Here is a 13,229-nt window from a genome sequence, read left to right on the forward strand (position 1 = left end):
GCGCCGGTTCCGGCAGACTGCGCTCAGGACATCACGATTCGGTATTCGAGGAGTCACGATGCAGGTGACCAAGTACGCGCACTCCTGCCTCCGGCTGGAGCACGACGGTGCGGTGCTCGTCGTCGACCCCGGTGTCTTCAGCGATCCGGCGGCGCTGGACGGGGCGGACGCGGTGCTGATCACCCACGAACATCCGGACCATGTGGACGTCGCCACGCTGACCCGGGCGCTGGAACGGCGGCCGGTGCCCGTGCACGGTCCCGCGTCTCTGGCCGGCGTGCTCGGCGACGCCGCCGAGGCGCTGGTGACGGTCGAGCCCGGACAGTCGTTCACCGTCGCCGGGGTGCCGGTGCGGGCGTACGGCGGGCAGCACGCGGTCATCCACCCGGACATCCCGGTGATCCAGAACATCGGCTACCTCTTCGCCGACGTGGTCTACCACCCGGGAGACGCGCTGTTCGTGCCCGACGACGTGCAGGTGGACACGCTGTTCGCCCCGATACACGCGCCCTGGTCGAAGTTCTCCGAGGTGGTCGACTTCATCCGCGCGGTCGCGCCGCGCCGGGCGTACGCGCTGCACGACGGGCTGCTCAACGACAACGGCTTCGGCGTGCTGGACCGGCAGTACACGGCGATGTCCAACACCGACTACCGCCGACTGGAGCCGGGCACCCGGATCGACGCCTGAACATGGCCGAGGTGCCCGCGGAGGTGATCCGGCAGCTCTACGCCACGCCGCCGGACCGGTTCGTCGCGGCCCGGGACGCCGCCGTCGCGCGGGCGCGGCAGTCCGGTGACCCGCGTACCGCCCGGGAGATCGGCAAGCTGCGCCGGCCCACCGTGGCGGCGTGGCTGGTCAACCTGCTGGCGATCCGCCGGCCCGAGCTGGTCGCCGACCTCACCCAGCTGGCCGAGTCGCTGCGCGCCGCACAGCGCGACTTGCGCGGCGGCAAGCTCCGGGAACTGTCCGCGCAGCGGCGCGCCGTCGTGGGGGCGCTGGTGGCGGAGGTACGTCGGCTCGCCGCCGCCGAACCCGCCGCGCCCCCGGCCGGGAAGCTGCCGTTGGGCGAGGTGGAGGCGACACTCAACGCCGCGCTGTCGGACACCCAGGTGGCCGAGCAGGTACGCGCCGGACGCCTGCTGCGGGCCAGCCACTACGCCGGGTTCGGCGAGGTGCCCCGCCCCCAGCTCCGGCTCGTGACAGGGGGCGAGGAGGCGCCGGTCGTACCGGATCGGGCGGCCGAGCGGGCCGACGCGCGCCGGGCCCGCGACGAGCGGGCGGCGCGGGCCGAACGGGCCGGACGGCGGCGGACCGCGACCCGGGAGCTGACCCGGGCCCGCGCGGACCTGGACCGGGCCGAGAAGGAACTGGCCACGGCCGACGCGGCCGAGCGGGACGGCGCCGCGACGCTGGACCGGATCGAGACCGAACTGGCCGAGTTGGAACGTCGCCGGGCCGTGGCCGAGCAGGAGCTGAGCCGGGCGCGGCTGGCCCGCCGGGGCGCGGAACGGGCGGTCACCGCGGCCCGGCGCCGGGCCGGTGAGGTGGAGGCCGTGTTGGAGGCGCTCGACGCCGAAGAGGGGGATTCCGACTCCGGTGACGACCGGGCAGACTGAGCGTGATGAATGGCTACGGTGGAGTGACGGTGACGGGCCGCCGATGACCCCGGAGCAGCTCGCCGCCGCCTGCAAACCGCTGGTGCTCGAACTCGGGGAGGCGTTCGCCCGCTGCCCGTCGACGCTGCGCCGGGCACGGCTGCTCGGCATCTCCGGGTGGGCCTTCTACATCACCGGGCGGGCCGGGGCGCTCGGTGACGTCCGCGCCGAGACGGTCGCCGCGGCGCTCGGCTTCATCGCACCGGAGGCGGTCACGGACGGCTGGGACGCCGCCGCGCGGACCGTCCCGCCGCTGGAGGTGGCCGCCGCCAACCTGGCCGAGTGCTGCCGGTGGGGCACCGCCCGGCTGGGCGACGGCGCCGGGTCGTCGCGGCTCGCCGCGCTGCTGGGACGGGCGGTCGACGCGGCGGACGGCAGCGGCATGCCACTGTTCGCCGCCTGGCGGGCCATGCCGGTGCCCGATCCGTCACCCGGTGCGCGGGCGGCTGTCGGCATGCTGCTGCTGCGTGAGCACTTCGCCGGGGCGTACCTGCTGGCGGTGCGCGCGGCCGGGCTGACGCCGCTGGAGGCGGTGCTGGCCGGGCCGGAGGGCGAGACGGGCGCGGCGGCGTGCGGCTGGGTGCCCCCGTACCCGCCGGTCGGGCCGCTGGTGCGGCGCCGGTTGTGGGCCGAGGCGGTGACCGACCGGCTGGCGTCGGCGGCGTTCCGCTCGTTGAGCGCCGCCGAGGGCGCTGAGCTGCTGAGTCTGCTCGGCGCCGCGCGGCAGCGCGCCCGCGGCGGATAAATGGGAGGCGACGCGGCCGGTCCGGCTGCCAGGATCTGGCCCGTGACGCTCCCCGCCGGCTGGTCGGCCCGCCGCCCGACCCTCGACGACGTGCCCGCGATCCTGGCGGTGGTGCACGCCGCCGACACGTTCGCCGTGGGCTACCCGGACTTCGACGAAGAGGACGTGCGGTCCGCGCTGACCGCGCCGTTCGTCGACCCGGCCCGGGACTCATGGCTGGTCACCGACCCGGACGGTACGGCGGTGGCCTGGTCGATCCTGGCCAACCCGAGCGGCGTGGGCCGGGAGTGGGTGGATGTCCTCGTCGACCCCGACCGCGGCGCCGACCTGCGCGCGCCGCTGCTGGCGCGGCTGCTGGAGCGGGTCGCCGAGCGGGCCGCCGAGCGCGGCCTGTCCGCGCTGACCGCCCGCGCCGGCGTGTACGCGCCGGAGACCCGCTGGGCCGGTGAGCTGACCGAGGCCGGGTTCACCCGGATCAAGCGCTACATCCGGATGAGCCGTTCGCTCGCCGGCCTGCCCGCCGAGCCGGCGCCCCCGCCGGGGGTGACCGTCCGGCCACTGCGGGCCGACGACGAGAGCGACATGCGGCTGTTCCACCGGATCTACGACACCGCGTTCCGGGACACCCCCGACCACGACCCGCTCGACTTCGAGCAGTGGCGGGACCTGCTGCCGTCGTACGGCAAGGTCTGGGACGAGTGGTTCCTGGCTGAGGTCGACGGCGAGCCGGCCGGTGCGCTCCAGTCCTCCGACCAGGCGCTCGACCAGGACCGGGGGTGGGTGCGGACGCTGTCGGTGCTGCCCGCGTACCGGCGTCGGGGGGTGGGCGCGGCGCTGCTGCGCCGGGCCTTCGCGGTCTACGCGGCGAAGGGCCGCGCCGGGGCCGGGCTCGGCGTAGACCTGGCCAACCCGACCGCGCCGGTCACGCTCTACCGCTCCGTCGGTTTGGTGGAGGAGCGCTGGGTCGACATGTACGAGCGGAGCGTGCCCGCCTCGCGGGTGTGACCCGGCACCCCCGAACCGGGGTCGCCGAGCGACCGGCAGGCCGCGCGGCGCACACTGTGAGCGTGGGAGACGCGCTACGCGGACGCGGTGCCGGTGGGGCGGGACCGCAGCTCGGTGACGTAGTCGTCCGGCGCGCCCGCCTTCTCCGCGGCGTTCGCGATCTCCGACAGGTACCACGCCGTGGGCAGCCCGCCCTCGTACCCGTCGAACACGTAGACCCACGCGGTCACGTCGCCGTCGAGCGTCGAGACGCGCACCGTCAGCCGGCGGTACGTCTCGGCGGTCACGCCCTCGATCTCGTCGAGCTGCGCGGCGTCGTACGGGTGGATGTCGTAGAGCGCCACGAACACCCGGTCACCGGGGGACTCGACCACGGTGCTGACCGAGCCCTCCCACCCGATGACGTCCTCGCCGGCGAAGGTGAGCCGCCACCCCTCAAGCCAGCCGGTGCCCACCATCGGCGAATGCGGGCAGTAGGCGCGCATGCGGGCGGGGTCAAGGTTCGAGCCGTAAGCAGCGTAGAGACGCACGGCGACGACGATAGCCCGGCTGACGGGTGGGGGAGAATACGACAGTGCGTGTCGAACCCGACGGGGAGAAGAAAGTCACTGTGAGCATTGTGAGCTTCGACGAAGGGATGGCTCGGTGAGCCAGATCGTGATCATCGGCGGCGGGCCGGCCGGGTACGAGGCGGCTCTGGTCGCCGCGCAGTTGGACGCCGATGTCACAGTGGTCGAGGCGGAGGGCGCCGGCGGCGCCTGCGTGCTCTCCGACTGCGTGCCCTCCAAGACGTTCATCGCCAGCTCGGAGGTGGTCACCGGCTACCGGGACACCGAGGAGTTCGGGGTGCACTCCGACGGCCTGGAGGCGGTCACCGTCGACGCCCGGACTGTGCACGAGCGGGTCAAGCGGCTCGCCCTGGCGCAGTCCGCCGACATCCACACCAAGCTGGTCAAGGCCGGGGTCGAGTTCGTGGCCGGCCACGCCCGCCTCGGCGAGGACACGCTCGGCCACACCCACCGGGTCATCGTCACCCCGGCCGGCGACGGCGTGGAGTACTCGATCGCCGCGTCGACGGTGCTCGTCGCGACCGGCGCGACCCCCCGCCAGCTCCCCACCGCCGTACCGGACGGCGAACGCATCCTGACCTGGCGCCAGGTGTACGACCTGCCCGAGCTGCCCGAGCACCTGATCGTGGTCGGGTCCGGCGTGACCGGCGCCGAGTTCGCCAGCGCGTACCTGGCCATGGGCGTCAAGGTCACGCTGGTCTCCAGCCGGGACCGGGTCATGCCGCACGAGGACGCCGACGCCGCGATGGCGATCGAGCGGGTGTTCCGCAACCGGGGCATGAGCATCCTGAACAACTCCCGCGCCGAGGCGGTCCGCCGCGTCGGCGACGGGGTGGAGGTGGTGCTCTCCGACGGCCGGCAGGTCACCGGCTCGCACGCGCTGATCGCGGTCGGCTCGATCCCGAACACCGCCGATCTGGGCCTGGCCGAGTACGGCGTCGAGCTGGCCCGGGGCGGCTTCGTGACGGTGGACCGGGTCTCCCGTACCAACGTGCCGGGCATCTACGCGGCGGGCGACTGCACCGGCGTGCTGCCGCTCGCGAGCGTCGCGGCCATGCAGGGCCGCATCGCCATGTGGCACGCGCTGGGCGAGGCGGTCCGGCCGCTGCGGCTGCGTACCGTCGCCGCGAACGTCTTCACCGACCCGGAGCTGGCCACAGTCGGCGTCTCCCAGGACGAGGTGGACGCCGGCAAGACCCCGGCCCGCCAGGTGATGCTGCCGCTGTCCGGCAACGCCCGGGCGAAGATGGACGACCTGGCCGACGGCTTCGTCAAGCTGTTCTGCCGGCCGGCGAGCGGTCAGGTGATCGGCGGCGTGGTGGTCGCGCCGAAGGCCAGCGAGCTGATCCTGCCGATCACGATGGCGGTGGAGAACAACCTCACCGTCAACGAGCTGGCCCACACCATCACCATCTACCCGAGCCTGTCCGGCTCCATCACGGAGGCCGCCCGCCAGCTCATGCTCCACGAGCTGGAGTAGCCCGGCCTCTCGCCCTCCGCCCGTTCCTTGCTCGTCGATCATGGAGTTGCGGCCCCCGATCCGACTGGTATGCCCGGTCTGTGCGGGGCCACAACTCCATGATCGGCGACTCTGGTCAGGGTCAGGTGCAGGGCCAGGGTTGCCAGCAGGGCTGTCTCGGTGAGGATCAGGAGGCGCTCGATCAGGCCCAGCAAAGCGCGGTCGCCGAGGTAGGCGGACCAGATCATCGCGCCTGCGAGCACCAGGCTGGCCACGGTCAGCCCGCGCAGCCAGGCGGCCGCTCCGGTGACCGGGTGGCGGGCGAGCAGCCAGCCGGCCACGGGCAGGGCCAGGAACGACAGCACCGAGGCGTACCGGTGCACGTACGCGGCGGTGTCCATCGGCGTACCCGGCTCGTTCGTGGGCACCAGGGCGGCGGCCAGCAACCCGGCCGACCAGGCGGTCAACAACGCGAGCGGCACCCGGCCCGCACCGGACCGGCGCAGCGCCGGCAGCAGGACCAGACTGGCCGCCGCGAGCACCGCCATCGCGGTGTCGATGACGCCGCCCCGATCGGAGACGGCGAAGTCGCTGACGGTCAGCGACCAGGGATCCAGGTCGTCGCTCACCTCGAGATGACCGATCACCGCGAGCACCGCCGCCAGGACGATCCCGCCGATGGCCAGCAGGCCGCTTCTCCGCGTTCCAGGCATACGGCCAGCCTGTCGCCGGAACCGCCCCAGACGGATCCGGGACCACCACCCACTTCGGTCCCCGGGTCGTCCCCTACCGGGCCCCGGAGAACCGCGTCAGGTCAGGCCGGGTCGAGGTGGATCGTCCGGCCGGTCTCCCGCCGGCTGCGCGGCGGCGACCCATTCCAGCATCTGCTCCCTGAGATGTCTGCGCTGAGCCGCGCGCTCAACGTCGTCACACGAGGGATCGATCCGCCGGGCTCTGGCCTTGACGTCTTGCCAGCCCGCCGCGTCGCTCATGGTCTGTGCTTCCTTCGCGTCGAACAGGTGCTCGGGGGTCAGCTGCCTGCTGAGTCGGCGGTGGCCTTGGTGCGGGTCTGGCGGGTGCTGCTGATCCAGGTCATCGCCCACCCGGCCAGCGCGAATCCGGCCGCGGCCACGCCGCCGATCACCAGCAGCCGCCACGCCGAGTGGGTCAGCGCCGTACCGCCCAGATGACCGACGAGCGCCCCGTAGCTGGACCAGGCGAGGGCCGCCGCCGCCTCGTAGGGCAGGAACAGGCGGTACGGGTAGCGGCTGCGCCCGGCCGAGAAGCAGGCCGCCATCCGGCCGCCGGGCACGAAACGGCAGAGCAGGATCACCAGCGGTCCCGGCTCGCGCAGCCCGCGAGTGACCCGGGTGACGGCCCGACGTGCCCGTCCGGGCGTCGTCGCGCGGGCCGGGCGGCGAGTCGGCGTGGTGCGGCCGATCAGATAGCAGGCCAGATCCCCGATGAACACGCCGGCCGCGCCGACCGCGATGGTCAGCGGCAGGCTGAGCCCGCCGTACACGGTCAGCGCCCCGCTGGTGATCATGACGAGCTGGGTCGGCACCACCGGGATGAAGGCGTCGGCGATCAGCAGGATCAGCAGCAGCGCGTACGCCCACATGGGCGACGCGACGTCAGAGATGAGTTCGGCCACGACCGCCACCTCGCCGGAGTTCTCCGTTCGACCGGATCGAGCCTGACGCCGTGTCCGGCGTCACCACCACCGGCCCCGCCTGGCGGTGACAGGCGACACCGACGGGCCGTAGGTGGAAAACGAGCCGACCCGGCCGGAGGTGACGGGTGGGCGGGGCCCCGGGGCGGGGCGGCGGATCGACGGATCGCGGCGTACCGTTGACGGGACGCGGCACCGGAGCCGTCGGGTCCCCCGTTCCCGATGCCCTGGCCGCGGCGGGTCGCCGACAGGTCCCGTGTCGGCGACCCGCACCCTCTCTCCGAAACTCAGATGCGCCGTCGATACCCGCGCGCCTACCGTCGGGGCATGCGCAGAGCGGTAGTGACCACGACGCCGGGTGTTCCCGGCGCGCCGCACTGACGTTTCCGTCGACGAGGCCCCGGGGCGATCCGCTCCGGGGCCTCGCGGCGTACCGGGCCTGCTCGCCTCCGGGTCGTACCCGATCAAGGAGAGCGACATGATCGACCACCGCAGGCTCGGCCGGGAGCTGGAGCTGTTCGTCTCCGACCCGCTCGCGGGCGCCGGGCTGCCGATCTGGCTGCCGGCCGGCGCCGCCGCCCGGCACGCCGTCGAGGAGTACGTCCGGGAGCTGGAGCGCCGGGCCGGCTACCGGCACGTCTACTCGCCGCCGCTGGGCAAACGGGAGCTGTTCGAGCTGTCCGGGCACCTGGGCTACTTCGCCGACGACATGTTCCCGCCGATGCGGCTGAGCGCCGACGACGAGTTCGTGCTGCGCCCGGCGCTCTGCCCGCACCACGCGCTCGTGTTCCGCGCCCGCGGCCGCTCCTACCGGGAGCTGCCGCTGCGGATCGCCGAGCTGGGCGGGATGTACCGGGCGGAGCGTTCCGGGGTGCTCGGCGGGCTGTCCCGGGTGCGGGCCATCTCGCTCAACGACGCGCACAACTTCTGCGCGCTGGAGCAGGTCGGCGACGAGGTCCGCGAGATCCTGCGGCTGATCGGCGAGGCGCACGCCGCGCTCGGTGTCCGTCCCGCCGGGTTCCGGTTGTCGCTGCGCGGGCCGGGCCATCGGTACGTGGGCGACGACGCTGGCTGGGCGCGGGCCGAGGAACTGCTCCGCGCCGCGCTCGACGGGGTGGACGTCGTCGAGGCGCCGGGCGAGGCCGCGTTCTACGGCCCGAAGATCGACGTTCAGATCGTGGACGCGGCCGGCCGGGAGTCGACCATCTCCACCGTCCAGCTCGACTTCGACAAGCCGGAGCGGTTCGACCTGTCGTACACCGACTCGGACGGCCGCCGGAAACGGCCGGTGATGGTGCACCGCAGCCTGGTCGGCAGCATGGAGCGGCTGTTCGCGTACCTGATCGAGGTGCACGAGGGCGCCTTCCCCGCCTGGTACGCCCCGGTGCAGGTGCTGCTGCTCCCGGTGGACGCGGCGCAGGCCGACGCGGCCGTCGGGCTGGCCCGCCGGGCCGAGGCGGCCGGGCTGCGGGCCGAGATCGACCACGCCGGTTCGCTCGGTGCCCGGATCCGGGACGCGTCCCGCCGCCGCGTCCCGTACACCGGCGTGGTCGGCCCCCGGGAGGCGGCCGACGGCTCGGTCTCGCTGCGCCTGCGCGACGGCCGGGTGCTCGACCCGATGCCCGCCGCGCAGGCGCTGGACCTGGTCGGCGCGGTGGTCGCGAGCCGGTCGGCGGGGCTGCTCCCGCCGGCCTGACTCCGGCCCGTCCGGGTGCCGGGAGGGCACCCGGACGGGGACCGGCGCCGGACCTGTGGCCGGGTCCATGTCAGTTCCCGACCGGCGTGCCGGCTCCGGCACGCATTCCCGGCGGACCGGCGGGGGCGGGCGCCGGCACCTCGTCTTCGATGACCGCGCCGCTGAACTGCGCCCGGTAGAGCCGGGCGTACGCGCCACCGGCGGCGACGAGCTGTTCGTGGGTGCCCTGCTCGACGATCCGGCCCTGCTCCATCATCAGGATCAGGTCGGCGTCGCGGATGGTGGACAGCCGGTGCGCGATGACGAAGCTCGTCCGGTCCGAGCGCAGCGCCGCCATGGCGCGCTGGAGCAGCACCTCCGTCCGGGTGTCCACCGAGCTGGTCGCCTCGTCCAGGATCAGCAGCGACGGCTCGGCCAGGAACGCCCGGGCGATGGTGATGAGCTGCTTCTCCCCGGCGCTGACGTTGCTGCCCTCCTCGTCGATCACGGTGTCGTAGCCGTCCGGCAGGCTGCGGACGAACCGGTCCACGAACGTCGCCCGGGCGGCGGCGAGGATCTCCTCCTCGGTGGCGTCCGGCCGGCCGTAGGCGATGTTGTCCCGGATGGTCCCGCCGAACAGCCAGGTGTCCTGGAGCACCATGCCGATCCGGCCGCGCAGGTCGTCGCGGCGCATCGTGGAGATGTCCACCCCGTCCAGCGTGATCCGCCCGGCGTCCAGCTCGTAGAACCGCATGACCAGGTTGACCAGCGTGGTCTTGCCGGCGCCGGTGGGACCGACGATGGCCACCGTGTGACCCGGCTCGGCGACCAGCGACAGGTCGTCGATGAGCGGCTTCTCCGGGTCGTACCGGAAGGAGACGTGTTCGAACTCGACCCGCCCGTGCGGGTCGGCGACCCGGGCCGGCTCGGCCGGGTCAGGGCTCTGCTCGCCGGCGTCGAGCACGGCGAAGACGCGCTCGGCCGAGGCCACCCCGGACTGCAGCAGGTTGGCCATCGACGCGACCTGGGTGAGCGGCTGGGTGAACTGCCGCGAGTACTGGATGAACGCCTGCACGTCACCGAGGCTCATCGAGCCCGACGCCACCCGCAGGCCGCCGACCACGGCGATCGCGACGTAGCTGAGGTTCCCGATGAAGAACATCGCCGGCATGATCAGCCCGGAGACGAACTGCGCGCCGAAGCCGGCCCGGAACAGTTCCTCGTTCTTGGCGTGGAAGGCGGCCTCGACCTCCTTCTGCCGACCGAAGACCTTCACCAGCTCGTGCCCGGTGTACGCCTCCTCGATCTGGCCGTTCAGCTCGCCGGTGTGCTTCCACTGGGCGATGAACTTGCCCTGCGACCGCTTGGCGATCTGGCTGGTGACCACCACCGACAGCGGCACCGCGACGAGCGCGACGACAGCCAGCAACGGCGAGATCCAGAACATCATCCCGAGTACGCCGACCACTGTGAGCAGCGAGGTGAGCAACTGGCTCAGCGTCTGCTGGAGTGTCTGCGACACGTTGTCGATGTCGTTGGTGACCCGGCTGAGCAGCTCACCGCGGGGCTGCTTGTCGAAGTAGGGCAGCGGCAGCCGGTTGAGCTTGTCCTCCACGTCGGCGCGCAGCGTCAGCACGGTGCGCTGCACCACGCCGTTGAGCACCCAGCCCTGCGCCCACTGGAGCATGCTCGCGCCGATGTAGAGCACGACAGCGAACGCCAGCACCCGGCCCAGCGCGTCGAAGTCGATGCCGGTGCCGGGGATCACGTCCATCCGGGCCAGCATGTCGGCGAAGTTGCCGTTGCCCTCGGCGCGGGCCGCCTCCGCCGCCGCCTCGGTGGTGGTGCCGGGTGGCAACTGCCGCCCGATCACCCCGCTGAAGATCAGATCGGTGGCGTGGCCGAGCACCTTCGGCCCGATGACGCTGAGCCCGACGCTGGCCAGGGCCAGCGCGAGCACGCCGGTGAGCTGGAGCCGGTACGGCCGTAGCCGCCCCAGCAGACGGCGTGCCGACGGCCCGAAGTTCATCGCCTTCTCGGCCGGCATGCCCATGCTCATGTGCGGCGGGCCGCCGCCGGGCCGCCGCCCGGCCGGAGGTAGTCGCGACGGTTCGTTCTTCTGCTGCGGTACCGACGGCGTGCCGCCGTTCCCCCCACTCACGCGGCCACCTCCGCCGTCTGCTGCGACGCGACGATCTCGGCGTACGTGGGGCAGCTCTCCAGCAGTTCCTCATGCCGTCCCATCCCGACGACACCCCCGTCCTCGAGCACGATGATCTGGTCGGCGTCGATGATCGTGGAGACCCGCTGGGCCACGATCACCACCGCCGCGTCCGCGGTGACCGGCTTGAGGGCGGCCCGCAGCCGGGCGTCCGTGCCGAGGTCGAGCGCGGAGAAGGAGTCGTCGAAGAGATAGATCTCCGGTTTGCGGACGAGCGCGCGGGCGATCGCCAGTCGTTGCCGCTGGCCACCGGAGACGTTCGTGCCGCCCTGCGCGATCGGCGCCTCCAGCCCGCCCGGCATGTCGGCGACGAAGTCGCGCGCCTGGGCGATCTCCAGGGCGGCCCACAGGTCGGCGTCGGTGGCGTCCGGGTTGCCGTAGCGCAGGTTGCTGGCGACCGTGCCGGTGAACAGGTACGGCCGCTGGGGCACCAGCCCGATCCGCCGCCACAGCTCGTCCGGGGCCAGGTCCCGTACGTCCACGCCGTCGACCAGGACCGCGCCGGCGGTCGGGTCGACCAGCCGGGGGATGAGCGTCAGCAGCGTGGTCTTGCCGGCGCCGGTGGAACCGATGATCGCCGTGGTCCGGCCCGGCTCGGCCCGGAACGAGATGTCGTGCAGCACCGGGGCACTGGCACCCGGGTACTGGAATCCGGCGCCGCGCAACTCCAGCTCGCCCTGGCCGCTGACCTCGGTGACCGGGTCGGTCGACGGCACGACCGACGAGTCGGTGTCCAGCACCTCCTCGATGCGCTCGGCGCAGACCGCCGCCCGGGGCACCATCATCAGCATGAAGGTGGCCATCATGACCGCCATCAGGATCTGCATCAGGTACTGCAGGAACGCGGTGAGCGCGCCGATCTGGATCTGACCGCTGTCGACCCGCGCCGCGCCGAACCAGAGCACCGCGACGCTGGAGACGTTCAGCACCAGCATCACGATCGGGAAGATCAGCGCCTGGAGTCGCCCGATCCGCAGCGCGGTGGCGGTCAGGTCGGTGTTCGCGGCCCGGAACCGGTCGGTCTCGTACGGCTCGCGGACGAACGCCCGGACCACCCGGATGCCGGTGATCTGCTCGCGCAGCACCCGGTTGACGGTGTCGATCCGCGTCTGCATGAGCCGGAAGCCCGGCACCATCCGGCGGATGATGAGACCCAGCGCGACTGCGAGCACCGGTACGCAGACCAGCATCAGCCAGGAGAGCCCGACGTCCTCGCGCAGCGCCATCACCACGCCGCCGACGCTCATGATCGGCGCGGCCACCAGCATGGTGCAGCTCAGCAGCACCAGCATCTGCACCTGCTGGACGTCGTTGGTGTTGCGGGTGATCAGGGACGGCGCCCCGAACCGGGCGACCTCGCGGGCTGAGAAGCTGTTGACGCGCCGGAAGATCGAGCCACGTACGTCGCGGCCGAACGCCATCGCGGTCTTCGCGCCGAAGTAGACGGCGGCGATCGAGCAGGCGATCTGGAGCAGGCTGACCACCAGCATCCACCCGCCCGTACGCAGGATCTGGTCGGTGTCGCCGACGGCGACGCCCCGGTCGATGATGTCGGCGTTCAGGCTGGGCAGGTAGAGCGAGGCGATGGTGCCGACGAACTGGAACGCCACCACGGCGGCCAGCCATCGTCGGTACGGGTGCAGATGTGTGCGGAGCAGGCGGATCAACACGGATGGCTCCCCGTTGGCGGCTCGGTGTCGGACTCGCTGTCCCGGTTCAACCGACGGAGGTCACCGTCGGACATGCCGGTGATGATTTCGATCAGGAACTCGCGGATCACCGCCCGTTTGGCCGGGTCGGCGTCGACCGACGTCAACGGCCGGTCGCTGTCGATCCGGTCGATGATGGCGCGGGCGTGCGCCGCACCCTTGTCGGTCAGGGTGAGGCGGACCGTGCGGCGGTCCTCGGGAGCGCGACGCCGGCTGACGAAACCGTCGCGTTCCAGTGTGTCGACGATGCCGGTGAGCGTCGCCGGCCGGACGAAGCACACCTCGGCCATGTCCCGGTGACTCACGTCGCCGGAGCGGAGGAGGATCATCAGGACCCGCATGCCGGCGGACGTGAGCCCGTGGTGTTCGGCGAGGTAACGCCCCCAGTGCTGTTCGACGACGTGGCCGGCGATCGAGACCAGCCGGCCGAGTGGCGCGTGGTGCAACGCGTCGGGGAAGCGGACGAGCGGGCCCATGTTCACGAGCGTCAGATTAGCTCCCGAACCATCAGGGCCCAA

At 72.7% G+C, this 13,229-nt stretch carries 13 protein-coding genes; 6 read left to right on the top strand and 7 right to left on the bottom strand.

All coding sequences use genetic code 11. From position 1 onward, the window contains the following. Positions 1-58 precede the first annotated feature (58 nt). From GA0070562_RS04930 to GA0070562_RS04945, 4 genes are read left to right on the top strand one after another with little or no spacing between them, the layout of a single operon-like run. Positions 59-688: an MBL fold metallo-hydrolase gene (locus GA0070562_RS04930; RefSeq protein WP_091415478.1), complete on the top strand. Its 630-nt coding sequence runs from the start codon at positions 59-61 to the stop codon at positions 686-688. Between the two features lie 2 nt (positions 689-690). Then, the gene (locus GA0070562_RS04935) at positions 691-1,617 is read left to right on the top strand and encodes a hypothetical protein (protein WP_091415481.1); all 927 of its coding nucleotides are present in this window, start codon (positions 691-693) and stop codon (positions 1,615-1,617) included. Between the two features lie 43 nt (positions 1,618-1,660). Next, a complete protein-coding gene (locus tag GA0070562_RS04940; RefSeq protein ID WP_091415485.1) occupies positions 1,661-2,401 on the top strand; it encodes an SCO6745 family protein in 741 nt (246 codons plus the stop codon). Positions 2,402-2,443: 42 nt separating this feature from the next. Continuing rightward, positions 2,444-3,406: a GNAT family N-acetyltransferase gene (locus tag GA0070562_RS04945; RefSeq protein WP_091415489.1), complete on the top strand. Its 963-nt coding sequence runs from the start codon at positions 2,444-2,446 to the stop codon at positions 3,404-3,406. 74 nt (positions 3,407-3,480) lie between these two features. On the opposite strand, the gene GA0070562_RS04950 is transcribed toward GA0070562_RS04945, so the two are convergent. Then, positions 3,481-3,936 (bottom strand): gamma-glutamylcyclotransferase, encoded by a 456-nt coding sequence (locus GA0070562_RS04950; protein ID WP_013284020.1) that lies wholly within the window; start codon positions 3,934-3,936, stop codon positions 3,481-3,483. A gap of 115 nt (positions 3,937-4,051) precedes the next feature. Between GA0070562_RS04950 and GA0070562_RS04955 the strand changes: the two genes are divergently transcribed. Then, positions 4,052-5,455, top strand: a complete 1,404-nt coding sequence (locus GA0070562_RS04955) for an NAD(P)H-quinone dehydrogenase (protein WP_091415492.1) — start codon at positions 4,052-4,054, stop codon at positions 5,453-5,455. Positions 5,456-5,493: 38 nt separating this feature from the next. Here GA0070562_RS04955 and GA0070562_RS04960 read toward each other — a convergent pair whose 3' ends face one another. From GA0070562_RS04960 to GA0070562_RS04965, 3 genes are all read right to left on the bottom strand, one after another. Continuing rightward, positions 5,494-6,147, bottom strand: a complete 654-nt coding sequence (locus GA0070562_RS04960) for a DUF998 domain-containing protein (RefSeq protein WP_091415496.1) — start codon at positions 6,145-6,147, stop codon at positions 5,494-5,496. Between the two features lie 96 nt (positions 6,148-6,243). After that, the gene (locus tag GA0070562_RS29905) at positions 6,244-6,426 is read right to left on the bottom strand and encodes a hypothetical protein (protein ID WP_139135429.1); all 183 of its coding nucleotides are present in this window, start codon (positions 6,424-6,426) and stop codon (positions 6,244-6,246) included. 38 nt (positions 6,427-6,464) lie between these two features. Then, positions 6,465-7,088 (bottom strand): DedA family protein, encoded by a 624-nt coding sequence (locus tag GA0070562_RS04965; RefSeq protein ID WP_091416222.1) that lies wholly within the window; start codon positions 7,086-7,088, stop codon positions 6,465-6,467. A 496-nt stretch (positions 7,089-7,584) separates the two neighbouring features. Between GA0070562_RS04965 and thrS the strand changes: the two genes are divergently transcribed. Continuing rightward, entirely contained in the window at positions 7,585-8,802 is a 1,218-nt protein-coding gene (gene thrS / locus GA0070562_RS04970) for a threonine--tRNA ligase (protein ID WP_091415499.1), read from the top strand. 70 nt (positions 8,803-8,872) lie between these two features. Here thrS and GA0070562_RS04975 read toward each other — a convergent pair whose 3' ends face one another. The 3 genes from GA0070562_RS04975 to GA0070562_RS04985 all read right to left on the bottom strand — a co-directional run bounded on the left by GA0070562_RS04975 (position 8,873) and on the right by GA0070562_RS04985 (position 13,187). Then, a complete protein-coding gene (locus GA0070562_RS04975; RefSeq protein ID WP_419779833.1) occupies positions 8,873-10,828 on the bottom strand; it encodes an ABC transporter ATP-binding protein in 1,956 nt (651 codons plus the stop codon). A gap of 110 nt (positions 10,829-10,938) precedes the next feature. Beyond that, entirely contained in the window at positions 10,939-12,672 is a 1,734-nt protein-coding gene (locus GA0070562_RS04980; protein ID WP_091415505.1) for an ABC transporter ATP-binding protein, read from the bottom strand. Next, positions 12,666-13,187, bottom strand: coding sequence for a MarR family winged helix-turn-helix transcriptional regulator (locus tag GA0070562_RS04985; protein WP_091415508.1), 522 nt, complete (start codon positions 13,185-13,187; stop codon positions 12,666-12,668). Before GA0070562_RS04985 ends, GA0070562_RS04980 begins: the two co-directional genes overlap by 7 nt. Positions 13,188-13,229 lie beyond the last annotated feature (42 nt).

The sequence above is a fragment of the Micromonospora tulbaghiae genome (assembly GCF_900091605.1).
GTDB classification, from domain to species: domain Bacteria; phylum Actinomycetota; class Actinomycetes; order Mycobacteriales; family Micromonosporaceae; genus Micromonospora; species Micromonospora tulbaghiae.